22 protein-coding genes and 3 pseudogenes are annotated in these 19,842 nt (G+C 70.2%); 10 read left to right on the top strand and 15 right to left on the bottom strand.

The window, feature by feature from the left end:
* Positions 1-135: 135 nt before the first annotated feature.
* The 4 genes from QM699_RS03340 to QM699_RS03325 all read right to left on the bottom strand — a co-directional run bounded on the left by QM699_RS03340 (position 136) and on the right by QM699_RS03325 (position 3,163).
* Positions 136-1,593 carry an aldehyde dehydrogenase family protein gene (locus QM699_RS03340; protein ID WP_415009801.1) on the bottom strand — a complete coding sequence of 486 codons (1,458 nt, stop codon included), beginning with the start codon at positions 1,591-1,593 and terminating at the stop codon, positions 136-138.
* A gap of 49 nt (positions 1,594-1,642) precedes the next feature.
* Positions 1,643-2,233, bottom strand: coding sequence for a DUF779 domain-containing protein (locus QM699_RS03335; RefSeq protein WP_415009800.1), 591 nt, complete (start codon positions 2,231-2,233; stop codon positions 1,643-1,645).
* Positions 2,230-2,571, bottom strand: coding sequence for a winged helix-turn-helix domain-containing protein (locus QM699_RS03330; RefSeq protein ID WP_415009799.1), 342 nt, complete (start codon positions 2,569-2,571; stop codon positions 2,230-2,232). The genes QM699_RS03335 and QM699_RS03330 overlap by 4 nt, the downstream gene beginning before the upstream one ends.
* Before the next feature lie 202 nt (positions 2,572-2,773).
* Positions 2,774-3,163 (bottom strand): hypothetical protein, encoded by a 390-nt coding sequence (locus QM699_RS03325; RefSeq protein WP_415009798.1) that lies wholly within the window; start codon positions 3,161-3,163, stop codon positions 2,774-2,776.
* 115 nt (positions 3,164-3,278) lie between these two features.
* Here QM699_RS03325 and QM699_RS03320 point away from each other — a divergent pair, with 115 nt between their 5' ends.
* The 3 genes and pseudogenes from QM699_RS03320 to QM699_RS03310 all read left to right on the top strand — a co-directional run bounded on the left by QM699_RS03320 (position 3,279) and on the right by QM699_RS03310 (position 4,600).
* Positions 3,279-3,770: an SAM-dependent methyltransferase gene (locus QM699_RS03320; protein WP_415009797.1), complete on the top strand. Its 492-nt coding sequence runs from the start codon at positions 3,279-3,281 to the stop codon at positions 3,768-3,770.
* Positions 3,771-4,188: 418 nt separating this feature from the next.
* Positions 4,189-4,314 (top strand): annotated as a pseudogene (locus QM699_RS03315) (hypothetical protein); the annotation flags it as partial.
* 67 nt (positions 4,315-4,381) lie between these two features.
* Positions 4,382-4,600: a hypothetical protein gene (locus tag QM699_RS03310; RefSeq protein WP_415012825.1), complete on the top strand. Its 219-nt coding sequence runs from the start codon at positions 4,382-4,384 to the stop codon at positions 4,598-4,600.
* On the opposite strand, the gene QM699_RS03305 is transcribed toward QM699_RS03310, so the two are convergent.
* A complete protein-coding gene (locus tag QM699_RS03305) occupies positions 4,594-4,830 on the bottom strand; it encodes a hypothetical protein (RefSeq protein WP_415012824.1) in 237 nt (78 codons plus the stop codon). The two genes, QM699_RS03310 and QM699_RS03305, sit on opposite strands and share 7 nt — an antisense overlap.
* A 190-nt stretch (positions 4,831-5,020) precedes the next feature.
* Between QM699_RS03305 and QM699_RS03300 the strand changes: the two genes are divergently transcribed.
* Positions 5,021-5,722: an amino acid ABC transporter ATP-binding protein gene (locus QM699_RS03300; protein WP_415009796.1), complete on the top strand. Its 702-nt coding sequence runs from the start codon at positions 5,021-5,023 to the stop codon at positions 5,720-5,722.
* Between the two features lie 239 nt (positions 5,723-5,961).
* Here QM699_RS03300 and QM699_RS03295 read toward each other — a convergent pair whose 3' ends face one another.
* The 10 genes and pseudogenes from QM699_RS03295 to QM699_RS03250 all read right to left on the bottom strand — a co-directional run bounded on the left by QM699_RS03295 (position 5,962) and on the right by QM699_RS03250 (position 15,023).
* On the bottom strand, positions 5,962-7,665 hold the full coding sequence (locus QM699_RS03295) for an aconitase X (RefSeq protein WP_415009795.1): 1,704 nt from the start codon (positions 7,663-7,665) through the stop codon (positions 5,962-5,964).
* Positions 7,662-8,664, bottom strand: a pseudogene (locus tag QM699_RS03290) (4-hydroxyproline epimerase). The gene QM699_RS03295 and the pseudogene QM699_RS03290 overlap by 4 nt, the downstream one beginning before the upstream one ends.
* Before the next feature lie 5 nt (positions 8,665-8,669).
* Positions 8,670-9,908 carry an NAD(P)/FAD-dependent oxidoreductase gene (locus QM699_RS03285; protein WP_415009794.1) on the bottom strand — a complete coding sequence of 413 codons (1,239 nt, stop codon included), beginning with the start codon at positions 9,906-9,908 and terminating at the stop codon, positions 8,670-8,672.
* Complete coding sequence (locus tag QM699_RS03280) at positions 9,905-10,627, bottom strand: amino acid ABC transporter ATP-binding protein (protein WP_415009793.1); 723 nt, start codon at positions 10,625-10,627, stop codon at positions 9,905-9,907. The genes QM699_RS03285 and QM699_RS03280 overlap by 4 nt, the downstream gene beginning before the upstream one ends.
* A complete protein-coding gene (locus tag QM699_RS03275; RefSeq protein ID WP_415009792.1) occupies positions 10,620-11,273 on the bottom strand; it encodes an amino acid ABC transporter permease in 654 nt (217 codons plus the stop codon). The genes QM699_RS03280 and QM699_RS03275 overlap by 8 nt, the downstream gene beginning before the upstream one ends.
* Positions 11,274-11,281: 8 nt before the next feature.
* A complete protein-coding gene (locus tag QM699_RS03270) occupies positions 11,282-11,947 on the bottom strand; it encodes an amino acid ABC transporter permease (protein WP_415009791.1) in 666 nt (221 codons plus the stop codon).
* A 67-nt stretch (positions 11,948-12,014) separates the two neighbouring features.
* A complete protein-coding gene (locus tag QM699_RS03265) occupies positions 12,015-12,821 on the bottom strand; it encodes a transporter substrate-binding domain-containing protein (protein WP_415009790.1) in 807 nt (268 codons plus the stop codon).
* Positions 12,822-12,939: 118 nt separating this feature from the next.
* Positions 12,940-13,929 (bottom strand): dihydrodipicolinate synthase family protein, encoded by a 990-nt coding sequence (locus QM699_RS03260; protein ID WP_415009789.1) that lies wholly within the window; start codon positions 13,927-13,929, stop codon positions 12,940-12,942.
* 87 nt (positions 13,930-14,016) lie between these two features.
* The gene (locus QM699_RS03255) at positions 14,017-14,709 is read right to left on the bottom strand and encodes a GntR family transcriptional regulator (RefSeq protein WP_415009788.1); all 693 of its coding nucleotides are present in this window, start codon (positions 14,707-14,709) and stop codon (positions 14,017-14,019) included.
* A 47-nt stretch (positions 14,710-14,756) separates the two neighbouring features.
* Entirely contained in the window at positions 14,757-15,023 is a 267-nt protein-coding gene (locus tag QM699_RS03250) for an FCD domain-containing protein (protein WP_415009787.1), read from the bottom strand.
* On the opposite strand from QM699_RS03250, the gene QM699_RS03245 reads away from it, so the two are divergent.
* The 6 genes and pseudogenes from QM699_RS03245 (at position 15,016) to QM699_RS03220 (ending at position 19,812) form a co-directional block, all read left to right on the top strand.
* Positions 15,016-15,432, top strand: coding sequence for a dihydrodipicolinate synthase family protein (locus QM699_RS03245; RefSeq protein ID WP_415009786.1), 417 nt, complete (start codon positions 15,016-15,018; stop codon positions 15,430-15,432). The genes QM699_RS03250 and QM699_RS03245 overlap by 8 nt on opposite strands.
* 109 nt (positions 15,433-15,541) lie before the next feature.
* A complete protein-coding gene (locus QM699_RS03240) occupies positions 15,542-16,546 on the top strand; it encodes an NAD(P)/FAD-dependent oxidoreductase (protein ID WP_415009785.1) in 1,005 nt (334 codons plus the stop codon).
* Between the two features lie 80 nt (positions 16,547-16,626).
* A complete protein-coding gene (locus QM699_RS03235; protein ID WP_415009784.1) occupies positions 16,627-17,334 on the top strand; it encodes an SDR family oxidoreductase in 708 nt (235 codons plus the stop codon).
* Between the two features lie 28 nt (positions 17,335-17,362).
* Positions 17,363-18,310: a DMT family transporter gene (locus QM699_RS03230; RefSeq protein WP_415009783.1), complete on the top strand. Its 948-nt coding sequence runs from the start codon at positions 17,363-17,365 to the stop codon at positions 18,308-18,310.
* A gap of 23 nt (positions 18,311-18,333) precedes the next feature.
* Positions 18,334-18,872: pseudogene (locus QM699_RS03225) on the top strand (aldehyde dehydrogenase family protein); the annotation flags it as partial.
* Between the two features lie 64 nt (positions 18,873-18,936).
* Positions 18,937-19,812, top strand: a complete 876-nt coding sequence (locus QM699_RS03220; protein WP_415012686.1) for an Ldh family oxidoreductase — start codon at positions 18,937-18,939, stop codon at positions 19,810-19,812.
* Positions 19,813-19,842 lie beyond the last annotated feature (30 nt).

Genomic DNA, 19,842 nt, shown 5'->3' with positions numbered 1-19,842 from the left:
GATCGTCCGGGACGGCGAGGCCCTGAGCTTCGCGCCGCAAGCCTTCCGCGAACACGCTCCCCAGCACGCGCGCAGCTTCGCGGTTCATTGCCGGGCCCGGCACGTGACCGGGCCCGGCCGTCGAGAACGACCGCCCTACTCCGCGGCGACGCTGACGTCGGCATCCCAGCCGGAGATCGCCTTGACCTCGGTGAACTCCTCGATCCCCCAGACCCCGCCCTCGCGCGCCCGGCCGGACGCCTTGATGCCGCCGAACGGCGCGCCGAGCGAGCGGGCCTCGCCGTTCATCTCGATCATGCCGGCGCGCAGGCGCCGCGCCAGCCGGTTGCGCCGGGCGCCGTCGGCGCTCTGGACGTAGTTGGTCAAGCCATAGGCGGTGTCGTTGGCGATCGCCACCGCCTCGTCCTCGCTGTCGAAAGGCAGCATCGACAGGACCGGGCCGAAGATCTCCTCGCGCTCGATGGTCATCCCCGGCACCACGTCGGCGAAGACCGTCGGGCGGACGTAGAAGCCGCGGTTCAGGGTCTCCGGCCGGCCGAGGCCGCCGGCGACGAGGCGGGCGCCCTCGTCGATGCCCTTCTGGATATAGCCCTGGATCTGCGTCCACTGCCGCTCGTTCACCACCGGCCCGAGGTGTCCGCCCGCCTCGCGCGGCGAGCCGACGCGGGTCGCCTCGGCGACGCCGCGGGCGATCTCGACGGCCTCGTCGTAGAACGACCGCTCGACCAGCATCCGCGACGGCGCGTTGCAGGACTGGCCGGAGTTGTTGAACAGGTGCCTGACGCCGCGCACCACCGCCGCCTCGCCAGCGTCGGCGAAGACGAGGTTCGCGCCCTTGCCGCCCAGCTCGAGCGTCACCCGCTTCAGCGTCTCGGCGGCATTCTTCGAAATCGCCCGGCCGGCGCGGGTCGAGCCGGTGAAGGAGATCATCTCGACGTCCGGGTGCACGGAAAGCTGGCTCCCCACGCCGGCGCCATCACCGTTCACGAGGTTGAAGACGCCCCTCGGCAGCCCCGCGTCGTGGACGAACTCGGCGAAGAGCAGCGAGGAGAGCGGCGCCTCTTCCGACGGCTTCAGCACGCAGGTGCAGCCCGCCATCAGCGCCGGGATGACCTTGAGCGTCACCTGGTTCATCGGCCAGTTCCACGGCGTGATCAGCCCGACGACGCCGATCGGCTCCAGCGCGATGCGATCGTGGGGGGTGTCTGCCCGCAGCGGGCGGATCCATTCGATCGCGTCGAAGGCGTCGAGGAAGCCCTTGAAGTGCCACGGCAGACAGGGCGCCTGCGACTTGCGGGCGAGGTCGATCGGTGCGCCCATCTCGAGGCTGATCGCCTGGGCCATCTCCTCGGCGCGCTTCTCGTACTGGGCGAGGATGCCCGCGACGAGGCGCTTGCGCTCGGCCGGCGGCGTCGCGGCCCAGCCGGGGAAGGCGCGGCTCGCCGCAGCAACGGCGGCCTCGGTGTCGGCGCGGTCGCCGAGCGAGATCACCGCGCAGGGCTCCTCCGTCGCCGGGTCGATCACCGCGCAGTCGCGCGGCACGGCCGGAGCCACCCACGCGCCGTCGATGTAGAATGCGCGCTTCTCGATCATGGTCGTCTCTCCCTTGATATCTGACGGCGGCGTTGCCCGGGCGGGTCAATCACCGGGGAACCGCACACGGCGTCGAGCGTGTGAGGAAGCGCCGCTCGCGGCCGTTGTCGAGCGAAAACATGCCGCGGCCGGGCGCGACGTCAATGGTCGGGTGCCGCGACGCGCGGATGTAGACTGGCGCCCCGTCGGCATGGCCGAGGGGCACGTCGCGGTGGTCGGCGCCGACCGCGGCGAGGAGCGCCCTGACTGCCCGCGCCGCGCTGACCCCGCCCGTGCTTTGCCTTCCGCGGAGGGACGGGCCGCATCGACCGATCCCGGGCCATGGATCGGAAGAACCCGGGCCTCTTCGGGCTGCAGCTGACCGGCATGTTTCTCGCAGGGGACCTTCGCCTCGCGAAAGAACTCGACCTCGTTCACGGATTTCCTCCTCGTGTCCGCCACTTTCCGCGGCGTCTCTTGTCTCGCGCGACCCGCCGGTTTCCCGCGCCCTCCGGTCATGGACGGCGCGGCTCCCACCCGCACGTTCTTCCGGGCGATCGCCCTGTGGCAAGCCGCGAACATTGGCGGCGTTAGCGCCGGCAGAACATAACGCGCGCCGTCCGGACTGTATAGCGTCGGCGAACGGCGGCCCGCCGCTCACCCGCCGTCGATCTCGGCGCGGAGGGCGGCGATGTGCGGGGCGGCTGCAGCGGCGGCGGCGCGCTCGATCGCCCGGTAGCGGGTGACGATCGCGAGGCCGATCGCGGTCAGCTCCGAGCCGCCGCCGTGCTGGCCGCCCTTCTTGCCGGTGACGACGGGCTTGCGGAACACCCGGTTCATGTCCTCCACCAGCAGCCAGGCTCGCTTGTAGGAAATGCCCATCTCGCGGGCGCCGGCCGAGATCGAGCCCTGACTGGCGATATGTTCCAGAAGCTCGACCTTGCCCGGACCGATCCGGCCGTCAGTCTCGAGGTCGATGCGGAGGCTGATCGCGGACATGGGTAGGGTCTCCGTCCCTGTGGGCCTGGCTCGCGTCACGTTGAGCCTTTGCCCGGCGCCGCTGCAAGGGCGACGGGCGCACGCCGGGGACGTTCGCGGCAGGCGCCGGCCGTAGCTGGCACGCGCGCCCTCCCGACCACGACCGACCGACGTGCGGCAGGGAACGCGAGTGCCTCGGCGCCGTTCTCGGGCCGCGCCGAAGTCAGTTCCTGATCCTCGACCGTGTGAGCGCCGCCTCGGGAAACGGGTCCGCCAGCGCCGAGCTCAGCGACTGCACGAAGCCGGGCTCCAGACCGAAGGACGCCTCGAAGCCCCCTTTCGTCGTCATGGTGAGGATCAGCGTGCGCCCGTCGCCGCCGACCTCGATCTGCCAGCTGTCGAGCGGAAAGACGTAGCGCAAGGTATCGTCCCCGAAGCGGCTCCCGAGCGCCATCCGAAGGAGGCGGGGAAGTGTCATGGCGACGGCCGACGCGTCCGACATGGAGAGCGACAGCTCGGTGGGCTTGCCCGCGGCGTCAATGACGCCGAGTGTGATCCGCTCACCCTCATCGACGACCTTGCAGGTGGAAAGGGCTGCTGCGTCTACTGTCATCGGGTCACCTTTCGATCATTCCGAATGACCATATCGAAGGGAACCGACCAGGCAAGATTTGTCGAATCCCGAGGTGGATCGACATTTCGACCAGAGATAACGGGAGGCCTGTCCGATGGTCCGCGAGAACGAGATCCGCCCCGGCGAGGCCGCCGTGGCCGACCCGCCAGCCGACGCCACCCTCGCCTTCATCGGCCGCATAAGGACACCGTGGACATCGCGGATGCTGGCGCCGCGCCAGGGCCGGCAGGACGGCCCGGTCTGCCGGATCGAGGTCGACGCGCCATGGACCGCGGCGCTCGCCGGAGTCGCCGATTTCGCGCTTCTGGAAGTGCTCTATTGGCTGCACATGTCGCGCCGCGATCTCGTCCTGCAAAGTCCTGCGAACAACGGCCTTGTCCGAGGCACCTTCGCGTTACGCTCGCCAGTGCGCCCCAACCCGATCGGCACGTCGATCGTCCGGCTCGTCGGGATAGAGGGTGGCGACACCCTGCTTGTCCGGGGGCTCGACTGCCTGGACGGCACCCCGCTCCTCGACATCAAGCCCGATCGGACAGTCTTTCGTCCCATCGCTCCACCGCAGCCGGGCGACTTCGAGATCGGCTGAGGGGAGTTGGAGGAGGTCCCGGGGAACAGTCGTCATCACAGCGCCCCCCGGCATCGCCCTCCCGACCGGGCTCCTGGCGAGGCTGGAGGTCGTCAGCGGTCTGCAGCCTCGAATCACATGCGTTATGTACCATTCGACCTAATGCCTGCGTCCCGATCAGACGAGATATGCCCAATTTCCAGGAGGCCGCTGACCGCTTGTTGAGCAAACGCGCGGCTCCGCCTGTCCAGCGCGAGATTCTTGTTGCGGCGCAACAGCAGCTCCCGAGAAATCGGAGGGACATCCTCAAGCGCAACGGCGCGCAAGAGCACACCGTGCCCAGCAGCGGGCACAGGCAACGGCGCCATGGATTCTTCTCAGCGATGGGAGGGGTTTTGGTGCCGCTTTGTTCTGGAGGTGCGCCTTGTCGAAGACAACCGTGAAGAGCGTGTGCCCCTCTTGCGGCGTGGGCTGCGGCATCGTCATGGAAGTCGCGGGCGGCAAGATCACCAAGATCTCGGGGAACAAGAGCCACCCGACGAACTTCGGCCGCCTCTGCACCAAGGGGGCGAGCTGCAATATCCCGGTCACCGGCCCCGGCCTTCTCCCGCGATCAGGAGGAGAAGATCTATGTGCAGACCCGGATGGTGGAGGAAGGCGCCGGACTCTGGCGCTGGCTGGAAGACGGCGCCGCCTTCTACATCTGCGGCGATGCGGGCCGCATGGCGAAGGACGTGGACACCGCGCTGCAACAGGTCATCGCCACGCACGGCGGCATGAGCGCGGAGAAGGCGACCGAGTATGTTGCGCGGATGCAGCAGGAAAAGCGTTACACCCGCGACGTCTACTGATCTTCTTCGGCTTCCGGATCGTGCTCCATGCGCTGGCGCCGCCCGCCGTAGCGGTCGAGGCGCTCCTTGTCGCGATGCTCTGCGTCATCCAGTCGATGGACGGCGGCGACTTCACCACGGTGCCGGCCTCTCGCTGGCATCTTCCGCACGTAGTTCGTCGGGGCGATCCACGGACGGCCGCTGACCGCATGGGTGGCGGCCGGCATCGTCCCGGTGGTGGCGAACTGCATCCGCGCTGCCGCTGGGCGTCGCCCGTTGCAGACCTACTCGTCGTCCGGCCCCGGACTGGTCGCGTCCGGTGAAATCTTCGGGCATCGACGCGCTGCTTCGCGAATGCGGTTTCCCAGGTCGATGACCTGAGGATCCCGCGACCGCTCGTCGAGCACATAGACCCCGACGGGCTTGGCCGGCGGCGGATCGGTGACGCCGAGCGGATGGATCCCCCTGAAGGGGACCAACCTCTCGGTCGAGCCGGGCGAGGTGATCGCGATCATCGGCAAGTCGGGATCGGGGAAATCGACGCTGCTGCGCTGCGTGAACGGGCTCGAGACGATCGACTCCGGCTCGATCAACGTCGCGGGCGCCCCTCTCCTGCCACAGGAGACCGCGCTCAGGGCGCTTCGGCTGAAGGTCGGAATGATCTTCCAGCAGTTCAATCTGTTCCCGCACCTCAGCGCCGGGCGCAACGTCATGCTGAGCCAGATGGTGGTGAAGAAGACGCCGAAGGACGAGGCCGAGGCGATGGCGCGCCGGATGCTCGATCGCGTCGGCCTCGCGGGAAAGTTCGACAGCTATCCCGACCAGCTCTCGGGCGGCCAGCAGCAGCGGGTCGCGATCGCGCGCGCGCTGGCGATGGAGCCGATCGCGCTCCTGTGCGACGAGATCACCTCGGCGCTCGACCCCGAACTGGTGGCGGAAGTGCTGGCGGTGGTGAAGGAACTCGCGCGCGAGGGCATGACGCTGATGATGGTCACGCACGAGATGCGCTTCGCGCGCGAGGTCTGCTCGCGGGTGATGTTCATGCATCTCGGCAAGGTCCACGAACTCGGCCCGCCGGAAGCGGTCTTCGCCGCGCCGCAGACGCCGGAGCTTCGCCAGTTCCTCGGCCTGCAGGAAGTCTAGCGGAGCGCACGACGGCGCCGGCCTGCAATGATGCGGGCTGGAGCGTCGGCGATCTTCACGTTGCCAGTCTGCGGGTTGCCAATCCGCGGGTTGCCAGTCCCGCGGGCGGGGCGTGACGTCGGCCGCGGCGCCGGCAACGCGCTCCTCCACATCGTTCCGCAGCTTGGGCCAAAGGCGACGAGGCGCCCGCTTCCGTCATGCAGAGGCGAGACGGAAGCGGTTTCTGGTCGTCTCGATGGTCATGTCGGGCTCCGGGAGGTCAGCCACTGTGGCAGGCCACGGGGCGCGCGGCCGGTGCGGGCGGCGGCGGCGCAGTCGGCGAGGCTGCCGAGGCGCACGGGCCGCCCGGACAGGCCGGGGCCGTAGTGGGCATACTTGCCCGAGTTCGTCAGGATCGCGCGCGTCCGCTCCGGCAGCAGCGGCGCACGGATCGAGCACCAGCAGAGATCGGGGAGAACCTGCACGCCCGCGGCGGCAAGACGGGCGAGCGTGCCCTCGGCCTCCGCCGCGGCGATTGTGTCGCGCCCGGCGGTGACGATGACGGCGACCTCGGGCGCGCGTGGCCCGCCGTCGAGCGCGGCGGCGAGCGCGGCGGCGAGCGCCCGGCATTCGGTGAGAGAGGCGTGGGGGCTGCCGACGGCGACGAGATCGACTTCCTCAGGGCCGGCGGCGAGCGCCTGCCAGCCACGGGCGAGGTCGACGGCGGTGATGGCGGTGCGATCCGCCTCCCCTGCCCCGGCCGCCTCCGGGGTTACGCCCTCGATATGCAGCATCGGCGCGGCGGAGGTCGAGCCAAAGGCGGCGCAGAACGCCTTCAGGTCGTCGGGTCGGGGGCGCCCGCCGGCGAGGCCGCGCAGCAGCGGAATGCGGTCGGGCGACGCGAGGCCCGCAAGATAGCCGACGAGCGGCCAGAACGCATCGTCCGCCCCCTCGGGCAGCTCCACGTCGATGACGCGCCGCGCCCGGCGACCTTCGTCGAGGTAGACGCCCGAGAGCGGCGCACGGCCCGTCATCGCGATAAAGAGGTCGAGGAAATCCGGGTGCTTCGCCGTGCGCGCGCCGAGCACGCTGTTGGCATAGACGACCGCGTTCGACTCGGCCCAGGCGATGGCCTCCCCCTCCACCGGCGGCGCGTCGAGCAGGTAGGGCGCACAGGTGAAGGTCGGCCGGCAGCCCATCCGCACGTAGGCGTCGGCGAGCCGCGCAGCCGGGCCGCCAAAGTCGGGCGGCACCCCCTGCTCCTGCCAGCGGGCACGGTCGACGGAGATGGCGTTCATCGTCGTCGGCAGCCGGACGCGGGCACCCATGCCGGCCAGCGTCTCGGCGAAGGTGAGGTTCGCGGGGCTCGCGTAGATGCAGCCGTCGATATGGCCGCGGGTGACGTCCGTCAGCCCCTCGGCGCCCTGCAGCCGCGCCATGGCCGCGATGACCCGCATGGCAAGCGCCACGGCAGGGCCGTCGCGCCCGTCGAGCATGGCGCGGTCGTCGTCGGAGAGCGCCAGCGCCGCCGGGTCGACCTCGGCGATCGGCAGGGTGAAGCCCCCGGCGCGGATCGCATCCGGGCCGATCTCCGCCGCCTCGGCCCGTGCGAGCGCCGTGAAGGCGTCAGGGGCGAGGCGCAACACCGGCACGCGGCATCCGTAGAGTTCGGCGGCGATCATCGCGCCAAGCGTCACCACGTCCTCCGCCTCCTCGAAGACCAGCGCGGCGGGCGCGCGCCCGGTGAGCGCAAGGTCGAGGAGCACGCCCGACCCGGTGCAGGAGCCGCGTGTCGTCGGCATCATCAGGATGGAACCGGCGATCGTCGCGCCATGGAGCGGGTGGTGCACGTCCATGACGCGCGCCGTCGCCGGATCGACGCCGCCCCAGAAGCTCAGGGGCTCCGGCGTGGCGAGGATCGGGCCGGCGGCGGTGCCGGGGAGGATGCGCAGGGCGGCGGTCATCTGACGACGAAGCCGTGGGCGAAGGGATCGCGGTCGTCGATGAAGATGGTGTTGTACCCCGTCAACCGCGCCCAGCCGGCGATGGACGGCACGATGGCGGGATGCCCGCCGACGGAGGCCGCCGCCTCGATCCGGCCCTTGAAGAGCGAGCCGATGATCAACTCGTGCACGAATTCGTCGCCGACGGCGAGCCGGCCCTTGGCGGCGAGCTGGGCCATGCGCGCGGACGTGCCGGTGCCGCAGGGGGAGCGGTCGATGGCCTTGTCGCCGTAGAAGACGGCGTTGCGGGCGTGTGCCTCCGCAACGGTGGGCGCGCCGGTCCACTGGATGTGGCTGAGGCCGCGGATCTCCGGGTGCTCCGGGTGGACGAATTCGTACTTCGCGTTGAGCGCGGCGCGGAGCTTCGGGGACCAGCCGATGCAGCTCTCCCGCCGTGTGGTCGGCCATGTCGCGGAAATTCTTCTGCGGCTCGACGATGGCGTAGAAGTTGCCGCCGTAGGCGACATCGACCACGATCTCGCCGAGCCCCTCGACCTCCGCGGTCAGGCCCTCCGCGTGGAGGTAGCCGGGGACGTTGGTCAGGCGCACCTCCTCGACGAAGCGGCCCTCCTGCCGATAGGTGATCTCGACCCGCCCCGCAGGCGCGTCGACGGCGAGACGCCCCGGCGCGCGCGGGGTGATGAGGCCGTTCTCGATCCCCATGGTGATGGTCCCGATCGTGCCGTGGCCGCACATCGGCAGGCAGCCGGAGGTCTCGATGAAAAGCACCGCCACGTCGCAATCGTCCCGCGTCGGCGGATAGAGGATCGAGCCCGACATCATGTCGTGGCCGCGCGGCTCGAACATCAGCCCGGTGCGGATCCAGTCGTAGTCGCGCAGGAAGTGCGCGCGCTTCTCCAGCATCGTCGCGCCGTCGAGCCGCGGCCCGCCGCCGGCGACGAGCCGAACGGGATTGCCGCAGGTGTGGCCGTCGATGCAGGAAAAGGTATGCGTAGCCATGGGCTTCAGAACCTTTGCGGCGAGAAGGGGGCGAGGTCGATCGCAGGGGCCGCGCCCGTCACGAGGTCAGCGACAAGCCGTGCGGTGCCGGCGGACTGCGTGAGCCCGAGATGGCCATGGCCGAAGGCATAGGTGACGCGGGGCGTGGCGCGGGCCGGGCCGATCGCCGGCAGGGTATCGGGCAGCGAGGGGCGAAAGCCCATCCACTGCTCGCCGCCGGTGGTCCGCAGGCTGGGCAGGAAGGCGGCCGCCTTGCGCAGCATCGCGTCCGCGCGCGCGAAGTTTGCAGGCAGGTCGACCCCGCCGAGCTCCACCGCCCCACCCACGCGGATGCCGGTGGAAAGGCGGGTGACGACGAAGCCGTGGCCGCCGAATGTGACCTGCGTGCGCAGGTCGAGCGCATCTGCCGGCAGGGTGGTGTTGTAGCCGCGCTCCGCCTCCAGCGGAATGCGCTCGCCCAGGGTGTGGGCGAGGCGATGCGAGAAGGCGCCGGCGGCGAGGACGACACGGCCGGCGCGACGGGTCTCGCCGGCCGCGACCTCGACGCCGCCCTCGACCGGGAGGAGCGCCGTCGCCTCGGCCCGCTCGAGCGTGCCGCCCTGCGCACGGAAGCGGTCCGCGAGGGCGAGGGTGTAGAGCCGCGGGTCGGCGATGGAATACCAGCCCGGCGTGAAGGTCCCGTGGGTGAAGCGCGGCGCGAGGCCGGGCTGGACCCCGGCCATCTCCGCCGCGGTCAGGTGGCGGAACGCGATGCCGTGGTCGGCGCGGGCCTGCCATCCGGGCAGCGAGGCGGCGAACTCCGCCTCGCCCTCGTAGACTTGCAGGTTGCCCTCCTTGCGGAGCATCGGCCCGGTGCCGGTGGCCGCAAGGAAGGGGATGAGTTCGGCCTTGGAAAGATCCATGAGCGCGGTCTGGGCGGCCGCGGAGGCGGCGACCCGCTCCGGCGCGCAGGCGCGGGCGAGCCGCAGCATCCAGGGCGCGACCTTCAGTGCATAGCGCGGCGGGATGCTGAGCGGGCCAAGGGGATCGAGCAGCCAGCCGGGCGCCTTGCGCAGCAGCCCCGGCGACGCGAGCGGCAGGATATCGGTGAAAGCGAAGGCCCCGGCATTGCCGGCGGAGGCGCCGGCCGCCGGCCCCTCGCGGTCGAGGACGGTGACGGTAAGCCCGCGGGCCTGCAACGCCAGCGCCGCCGAGAGGCCGACGACACCGGCGCCGATGACGATGACATCGGGCGCAGCGCTCACAGCGTCGCCGCCAGGAATGTCCGGGTCTCGGGGTTCTGCGGCGCACCGAAGAGCGCATCCGGCGCCGCGATCTCGGCCATGACCCCCTGATGGAAGAAGGCGACCCGGTCGGAGACCTCGCGGGCGAACTTCATCTCGTGGGTCACGCAGATCATCGTCATCCCCTCGGAGGCGAGCATGCGGAGGGTGTCGAGAACCTCGCCCACCAGCATCGGGTCGAGCGCCGAGGTCACCTCGTCGAAGAGCATGTATTCCGGCGACATGGCGAGCGCGCGGGCGATCGCCATGCGCTGCTGCTGGCCGCCGGACATGCGGCTCGGGTAGACCTTGAGCTTCTCCGCCAGGCCGACATGGCCGAGCTGGCGCACCGCGATCTCCTCGGCCTCGGCCTTCGACAGGCCGAGGACCTTGCGCGGGGCGAGCATGACGTTTTCCAGCACCGTCAGGTGGGGAAAGGCGTTCCATTGCTGGAACACGATGCCGACCTTGCGGCGCAGCTTGTTGAGGTCCGTCCCCTTTGCGTGGACCTCCGTCCCGTCGATGCGGATGCGCCCTGAATCGATCGGCTCCAGCCCGTTGATGCAGGTGAGCAGGGTCGACTTGCCGGAGCCGGACCCGCCGATGACCGTCAGCACCTCGCCGCGGGCGACGGTCAGGTCGATGCCCTTCAGCACCTCCAGCAGGCCGAAGGACTTGCGGACGTTTTCGATCTCAATCATGGGGCGACCACCGTCGTTCGAGATACCCGCCGAGCCGGGCGACGGGAAAGCTGATGAGGAAATAGATGGCGCCGCAGATCGTCAGGATCATCAGGGGCTCCTGCAACCGGGTCACGAGGATCTGCGAGGCGCGCAGCAGCTCGATGATCCCGAGCCAGAGCACCAGCGCGGAATCCTTCATCACCCCAAGCGTCAGCCCGATCCAGGCCGGCACCGACACCCGGAGCGCGAGCGGCGCGACGATATAGGCCATGTCCTGCCGCCAGGTCATCCCGAGCGAGCGCGCGGCGCGGCGCGTCGTCGCCGGCACCGCCTCGATCCCGCCCCGCACGATCTCGGCGCAATAGGCTGAGGTATAGAGCCCGAGCACCAGGCAGGAGACGGTGAAGGGGCTCCAGCCGACCTTGGCGATCGACTGGAAGGCGTTCACCACCACGAGCTGGATGAGGAGCGGCACCGAGCGGAAGATGTCGAGCACGAAGGTGAGCGGTGCGGCGAGGATCGGCCCGGCCTGCACCCGGATCACCCCGAAGAGGATGCCGAGGACCGTGCCAGCCGCCACAGAGACCGCGGTGATGAGCAGGGTCATCCCGGCGCCCTGCATCAGGAAGGCGATGTCCTTGAGGGTCAGCGCGGTCTGGAACATGGGGCCCCTCAGTACCGGAAGAGACGTGCGGCAAGCAGGCGCGCGGCGAGCGTCACGGTCTTCGCGATCAGGTAGTAGATGACGGCGGCGATGGCGAAGAGTTCGAAGGTGCGGAAGGTCCGCGCGTTCAGCTCCTGCGTTACCCCGGCGAGGTCGGTGTTCATGCCCACCGTCACCCCGAGCGAGGTCATCAGGATCGCCCAGACCATCTGGTTCGTCGTCGGCAGGTAGGCGATGCGCAGCATCTGCGGCATGACGACGTAGCGGAAGGCCTGCAGCGGCGTCAGCCCGAGCGAGCGGGCGGCGCGGGTCTGGGTCGGCGGGATCGCCTTCAGCGCGCCGCGGAAATTCTCGGCCAGATAGCCCGCGTTGTTGAAGCTGATGCCGGCGAGGAGCGCGACATAGGGGCTGAGGTGGATGCCGAAGCTGCCGAGCCCGAAATGCGCCATGTAGATCTGGAAGAGCGCCGGCGTGTTGCGCGCGACCTCGACCCAGCCGGTGGCGACCCCGCGGAGCGCGCGGTTCTCCGACGACCGGCAAAGGGTGAGCAGGATGGCGAAGCCAAGCCCGATCGCCATGGAGAGCAGCGCGACCTCGAGCGTGACGAGCGCTCCGTCGAGCATCTGCGGCAGGGACTTGAGCGCCTGGTTCCAGTGGAAGGTGTACTTGAACATGCCGCCTCACCTTGCGGGCAGGGAGCGGCGGCGCGAGGGGGCCCGCGCCGGCGGGAGACGGTGGCCGTCAGCGATAGACGCCGGGCACGGTGAGGTCCGGCGCCTTGCCGCCCACCCACTTCTCGTAGAGTTCCTGATACCGCCCGGTGCGCACCTGCTGGTTCACGAAGAGGTTCAGGTAGTTGAGGAGCCCGTATTCGTCGCGGGCGACGAAGAGCGAGACGTAGTCGATGTCGAAGGGCGCCTTGCCCTGGACCGAGATGCCGGGGAAGTTGCCGGTCTTGACGTTGGCGTTCGCGACCGTCGAGGTCGAGACCGTCGCGTCGAGCTGGCCCTGGGAGAGCGCGAGGAAGACGTCGGCCTGGGTCTGGTAGGGGCGGAACTCGCCCGTGCCCCATTCCTTCACCTGTTTTTCCAGCGCGATCGCCTCGTAGGTGCCGGCGGTGGCGCCGACGGTCTTGCCCTTCATGTCCTCGAAGGTCTTGATGCCCGACTTGTCGTTCGAGGTCACGACCATCTCGAAGGCGAAATAGGGCACGGTGAAGCCCACCGTCTTCGCCCGCTCCAGCGTGTCCGAGGTCGAGGCGACGCCAACGTCGACCCGGTCGGACATCAGCGCGGGGATGCGCTCGGGGAACGGCGTCTCGACGATCTCGGCCGTGACGCCGAGCACCTTGGCGAGGTCGTTGCAATAGTCCACGTCGAAGCCGATCGGATTGTTGTCCGCATCGCGCGAGCCCATCGGCGGGAAGTCGAGCACCACCGCGCAACGCAGCGTGCCCGAGGAGATGATGTCGTCGAGCTTGTCGGCCATGGCGGGCGCGGCGAGCGCCGTTCCGGCGAGGAGGCCGAGGACGAGAGCGGAGGTCTTCATCGTAGCTGTTATCCCTGTTGCGTGCTCCGCCTCGGACATTCGTCTCGTGGTCCCGGCCGCGCGGCGGCGATCACGGCCGGGTTCCCGGCCGCGCTCCCGCGGCCGGGATGTATGGGCGTCAGGCGGCGACGGCGACCTTGTCGGACCAGCGGCGATAGGTCTGGACCGCGCCCGGCAGCTGGCTCCAGCCGGCATACCAGGTGGTGAAGAGCGCCAGCTGCGCCTCGGCATAACCGCGCTGGCTTTCGCTGAGCGCGTCGGTCTCGTTGAAGTGGAGCGCGTATTCCGCGTCGCCCTTCAGCACCATCATGTGCTTGAAATAGAGCACGAGGTCGGGCCCCTCGTCGAAGGAGGAGAGAACGGCGAGCGCCTCCTCAAGCTCCTTCGCCCGAACCCGCGCCTCGACGTTGCCGGCGGCGGCGGCGCGCGACAGGGCGCAGAGGTGGATGACCTCGGCCGGCAGCACGTTGCCGATGCCGGTGATCGCGCCCGTCGCACCGCAGTTGACGAAGCCGTGGAAGACCGCCGTGTCGACGCCGATCATCAGCGAGACGTCGTCGTCGCGGCTGGTGATCGTCTCCGCCGCGTAGCGCAGGTCGGCCGGGCCGCCGAACTCCTTGAAGCCGACGAGGTTCGGATACTCGGCCCTGAGCGCGAAGAAGAGATCGGCGCGCGTCGCAAAGCCGTAATAAGGGCTGTTGTAGATCACCGACGGCAGGTCCGGGGCCGCGGCGAGGATCGCCTTGAAATGCGCCCGCTGCGCTGCGATCGACGGCCCCCGCGACAGGACGCGCGGGATGACCATCAGCCCCTGCGCACCGACGCTCTGCGCATGGGCGGCCAGCGCCACCGCCGCGGCGGTGTTGACCGCGCCGGTGCCGACGATCACCGGCACGCCCGCCGCGACGAGGCGGGCCACGCCCTCCATGCGCTGCGCATCCGTCAGGAGCGGCCAGTCGCCCATCGAGCCGCAATAGACCACCGCCGACATGCCGGCCGCGATCAGCGCCCGGCCCTTCGCCACCAGTGCGTCGAAGTCGGGGGTCCGGTCAGCCCGGCAGGGGGTCATCAGCGCCGGGACGACGCCCGAGAAGATCGAAGCCTTCATCTCACACTCCATCGGCGCGGCGCGGCGGCCGATGCCCCCGTCACGCAGGTTCCGTCATGCGTATTGCATTCTTTTTGCATACAACATTCACAGCGGCAGATCCAGTGGTTCTTCGCGGGTGAAGAGGCGCTGGATCTGCACGACGATGGCCTCGGCATGCAGGCGTGACAGCCGGTCGGCGGCGGCGGCATCGCGGGCGGCGATGGCGGCGACGATCTCGTCGTGCGCCTCGACGTTCCCCCGCGGCAGGCGGTCGTCGTAGGAGCGATAGTAGAGACGCAGCAGGCGGCGGCCCTCGTCGAGCACGCGCGCGAAGAGCGCGTTGAAGTAGGGGTTGCGCCCCGCCTCGGCGATCGCGGTGTGAAAGGCGGCGTTGGTGGCGATCATCGCGATGGCATCCTCCGCCTGCACCGCCGCGATGAAATCCGCCTGAAGTGCGCGGATTTCCTCGAGATCCTCGGTCCGGTGGTGCTGCGCCGCCAGACGCGCGGTCACGCGGTACATGAGGACGAGCGCGTCGAAGAACGGCTGGAGGTTCAGGTAGTCGATGGTCGAGACCATGGTCGAGCGGTTCGGCAGCGTCTCGATCAGCCCCTCGCCCGCGAGCCGCACCAGCGCCTCGCGCACCGGCGTCCGCGAGACGCCGAAGCGGTCGGCCAGCGCCACCTCGTCCACCGGGCTACCCGGCGGCAGCGCGAGGTCGAGGATCTCGTCGCGCAGGATGTCGTAGACCATCTTGACGCCGGATCCGCGCCGGCGTTCGGGAGCAGTAACAGTCATGGCGTTCCCTCTTGTCGACAAGAAGAATGCCCGAATCGTCCGACCCGTCAATCAGCCGGGCCTTCGGGCGTCCGCTCGAGGAAGTCGAAGTGGAGGTGGAGCATCCTGCGGCCCTGGTCGAGCAGGCGGTCGTAGAAGCCCGCGAGATAGGCGTTCCTGCCCGCGGCGGCGATCGCCATGTGGAAGGCCTTGTTCGCGCCGGACATCGAGAGATAGTTGCCGGTCCGGATCGCTGCCTCGAACTCCTTCTGCCGTCGGGCGATGGTCTTCAGGTCCGCCTCGTCCCGAAGCTCGGCGGCGAGGCGCGTGTTCATCCGCTGGGCGATCAAGGAAAGCTCGGGCGTCCTGCAGCGCGCCGTGACCATCGCCACCCGCTACAAGGGCCGCATCCAGCTCGTCTCCGGCTCGGACGACATCGCGCTCGACTTCATGCTCTGGGGGGCGGAGAGCTGGATCTGCGGGCCGGCGAACTGCATGGCCAAGGCCTGCGTCGACCTCGACAACACCTGGAAGGCTGGCGATCTCGCGGGGGCGCGGGCGAAGATGGCCAAGCTCTACGAGGCGATGAACATCCTCGAGTCCGGCAAGTTCGTGCAGAAGCTGAAGTACGGCTGCGAGGTGCAGGGCACGCCGGTCGGCGAGTGCCGCGCGCCCTTCGGTCCGCTGACCGACGACGAGAAGGCCGCCTTCCGCAAGGCGATGGAGCCGATCCTCGCGTGGTGACAGGTGTCGTTCGTTTGCCGACAATAACTCGGGGCTGGTGTAAGACCGGCTCCGATCCCCGGCGCGAGTCCTGCGCGCCGGGGATCGGACCGGAAGGGGAGCCGGGACTATGACCAGCGTCGTCGTCGGAGCAGGCATCATCGGGGTCGCGATCGCGCACGACCTCCCGCGGCGCGGCCGCGACGTCGTTCTTGTCGACCGCGGCCCGGTCGGCATGGGCGCCTCCTACGGCAACATGGCCTCGATCGCCGTCACCGAGTTCATGCCGGCCTCCCGCCCCGCGGTCTGGAAGCAGATGCCGGGCTGGATGCTCGACCCCGAAGGCCCGATCCGCGTCCGCCCCGCCTACATGCCGAAGCTCGTGCCGTGGTTCGCCCGCTTCCTGGCCGCCTCCCGCCCCGCGAAGCTTCGCGCGCTCGAGGCGCAGGGCGCGGCACTCTGCGGCCGGGTCTATGACGACCTGCTGCCGCTCCTGCGCGACACCGGCCTCGAAGGCGAGCCGACCGAGGAAGGCTGCCTGTCGCTCTATACCGACGAGGCCGAGTTCAAGGCCGACCGCGACCACATCGAGATCCTCGAACGCTTCGGCTTTCCCCACGAGGTGATCGGCCGGCAGGCGATCCGGGCGCTCGAACCCGAGCTGTCCGACACGATCGGCCTCGCGGTCATCTTTCCGCAGAACCGCTCGCTGCGCGACCCGCACCGGCTGGTCACGGCGCTGGCCGACCGCTTCACCGCGCTCGGCGGCCGGATCGAGCGGGGCTATCATACGCAGATCATGGCGCCCGGCCTCTCCATGCGGCATTCGATCATCTGGCCGGCAAAGGCCTTCATGGTGACGCCCACCGCCGGCGGCATCCGGGTCGGCGGCACCGTCGAGATGGCGGGCCCCGACGCCGCGCCCGACTATCGCCGGGCGAAGATCACCGTGCGGCGCGCCAGGGAGGCGCTGCCGAACCTGCGGGCCGAGAACGCAACCGAATGGATGGGCCACCGCCCGCCCTCCCCGACACGGTGCCGATCCTGTCCGCGTCCGCGAAGACGCCCGGCGTCTTCGTCGCCACCGGCCACGGCCACCTTGGCGTCACCTACGCCGCCACCACGGCCCGGCTGATGGGCGACCTCATCACCGGGGCCGCGCCGCCGCTCGACCTCCACCCCGATCGCATCGACCGTTTCTGAGGAGATCCGCCCGTGACCGACACCACCGACAAGGTCTGCCTCGTCACCGGTGGCGGCCGCGGCATCGGCGCCGCCGTCGCCCACGAGATGCACGCCCGCGGCTACAAGGTCGCGCTCATGCCCCCGTCGACGAGCTGCGAGACGCTCGCCGCCGAACTCGGCGGCGTCGCCCGCCGCGGCGTGGCCCAGAGCGCGGACGACCTCAAGGGCATCGTCGGGCTGGCCCTGTCGACCTACGGCCGCATCGACGCGGTGCTGACCCACACCGGCCACCCGCCGAAGGGCGGGCTGCTCGACATCACCGACGACAACTGGGACCTCGCGAACGAGATGATCGTGAAGTTCGTCGTGCGCATGGCCCGCCTCGTCACGCCGATCATGGAGGCGCAGGGCGGCGGCTCGATCGTCAACGTCACCACCTACGCGACCTTCGAGCCGTCGCTCTGGTTCCCGGCCTCCTGCGTCTACCGGGCCGGCGTCGCGTCCTTCACCAAGCTCTACGCCGACCAGTACGGCCCGAAGAACATCCGCATGAACTGCCTCGCGCCGGGCTTCACCGACAGCCTCGACGTCGCGAAGTACGGCGATCTCGCCGCCCTGAAGCGCATCGCCCGCGTGGAGGAGCAGGCCAAGGCCGCGGCCTTCCTCCTCTCCGAAGACGCGAGCTACGTCACCGGCCAGACGCTCGTCGTCGACGGCGGCGTCACCCGAAGCCTCTAGCCCCGCACCGCCCTCAGGTCCCGCCCCGATGAGAAACGACAATCTCCGCGCCGCCGCCATCCTCGCCCTCGCGATGCTCGTCTTCGCGATCGAGGATGCGCTGGTGAAGGTGCTGGCCGGCGCGCTGCCGGTGTCGGAGGTGCTCGGCATCCTCGCCGTCGTCGGCCTCCTCGTCTTCGGCGGGCTGATGCTCGTGCGCGGCGAGCCGTTCTGGACCCGCGACCTTCTGGCGGTGCCGGTGGTGCTGCGCAACGTCACCGAGGCGGTGGCCTCGATTGCCATCGTCCTCGCCTTTGCGGCGACCGAGCTCTCCACCACCGTCGCGGTGATGCAGGCGACGCCGCTCTTTCTGACGCTGGGCGCCGCGCTCTGGCTCAAGGAGCCGGTCGGCTGGCGGCGCGCCACCGCCATCGCCGCGGGCTTCGTCGGCGTGCTGATGGTCGTCCGCCCCGGCCTCGACGGCTTCCAGCCCGCCTCGCTCTGGGCGGTCTTCGCCGCCGCGGGCTTTGCCGTCCGCGACCTCGTCACCCGGCGGGTGCCGCGCGGGATGGGCTCGCTGCAGCTCTCCGCCGCCGCCTTCGCCGCCCTGCTGGTGGCGTCGGTCGCGATGGCGCTGATCCTCGGCGAGTGGCCGCTCTTGCCCACTCCCAGGGTCGCCGGACTGGCGCTCGCCTGCGGGCTCGTCACCGTGACGGGCTACCTTCTCCTCGTCACCGCCACCCGCATCGGCGAGGCGTCGCTGCTCGCCCCGGTCCGCTACACCCGCCTCGTCTTCGCGCTGCTCCTCGCCGTCGTCGTCTTCAAGGAACGGCTCGACCCGCTGACCATCGCCGGCGCGGCGATCATCGTCGGCTCGGGCCTCTACACCGTCTGGCACGAGGCCCACCTCGCCCGGCGTCGCCCGCCCCCGGCGCCTCCCCTTCAACCGAACCCCATCCGCTCCGCGCCCGAAGCCTCCGGGCCGAAGGCGGCGTGATCCTGAAAGCCTTGCGAGGAACCATGCAGACCAAGCTCTACATCGACGGCGCCTGGGTCGCTCCCGCCGAGGGCGGCACGTTCCCGGTGATCGACCCCGCCACCGAGGAGGTCGTCCACCACATCCCCGCCGCCACCGCCGCCGACGCCGACGCCGCCGTGCGCGCCGCCCGCGCGGCCTTCGACACCGGCGTGCGGCTCGTGAACCAGCCGGCCTTCTGCTACCACATCGACGCAGCCGTCGAGGTCGACGGGCTCGGCACCATCCCGGTCAGCGTCGCCTATGGCGGGATGACCTATGCGCTGGTCGACGCCGCCGCCCTCGGCTTCGCCATCGAGCCGTCGGAGGCGCGCGACCTCTGCCTGCTTGGCCAGCGGATCAAGACCGCCGCCGCGGCGCAGCTTGCCGTCGCGCATCCCGACACTCCCGCGATGCCGGCCTTACCAACACCGAGTTCATGGGGCCGGTGCGCCGCGAGGCCGGACGGCTCGTGGCACGCAACACCGTCGTCATCTCTCCCGGCCGCTGTGACCGCTCGCCCTGCGGCACCGGCTGCTCGGCACGGCTGGCGCCGATGCACGCCAAGGGCGAGATGACCCAGGGCGACACGCTGATCCACGAGTTCGATCACCGGCAGCCGCTTCGTCTGCGAGATCGACGGCAGCCACAGCCACGGCGTTTTCCGGGTGCCTGGCTGCCGCGCCTCGCTTCGGAGCGGCGCCATCGACGCGGGCGCCGAGCCGGTGCTCGACAGGGTGGCGCCGGCGCTCCTGCGCGTCGACGCCTGCGGCGGCTATGCCCAGCCGGCGCTCGCCCGCGCCGTGCCGACGATCCGGGACATGGTGGCGGAGACCGGGACCGCGACGGTGGCGCTCCGCGACTCCCACCATTTCAGCGCGCTCTGGCCCGACCTCGAACCCTTCACCGACGCCGGGCTGGTGGCGCTGACCGTGGTGTCCGGCGGCCCGACGGTGACGGTGCGCGGGGCGAGCCGCAACGTCTTCGGCACGAACCCCATCGCCTTCGGCTTCCCGCTCGCCGGCGCGCGGCCGGTCATCCTGGACCTCGCCACCTCGACCATGTCGAACGGCGACCTGCGGATCGCCAGCAACGAGGGCCGCAAGGTGCCGGTCGGCACCAGCCTCGGACGGGACGGGCGCGACACCGACGACCCGGCCGAGATTCTCGCCCACGGCGGCGCCCTGCCCTTTGGCGGGCACAAGGGCATGGCCCTGTCGCTGATGGTCGAGGTGCTGGCATCTGCGCTGACCGGCGGCGCCTTCTCGCACGAGATGGACTTCGCCGCGCATCCGGACAACCAGACGCCGAAGACCGGCCAGTTCCTCCTCGTCGTCGACCCGGCCCGCGGCGGCAACGCCGGCTTTGCCGAGCGGGCGGCCGGCGTCGACCGCCTGCCATCCGACCGCCGCTATCGCCACCGCGACGCCGCGGCGGAGCGGGGTATCCCGGTGACGGACGGGATCCGCGCGCTGTTCGCCTGAGCGTCAGAAGCCCGGCTTCGGACACTCGGC

It is taken from the genome of Amaricoccus sp. (assembly GCF_047602525.1).
Classification (GTDB): Bacteria; Pseudomonadota; Alphaproteobacteria; order Rhodobacterales; family Rhodobacteraceae; genus Amaricoccus.
The sequence above is the reverse complement of the archived record's forward strand: the minus strand, read 5'-3'. Positions and strand labels throughout refer to the sequence as shown.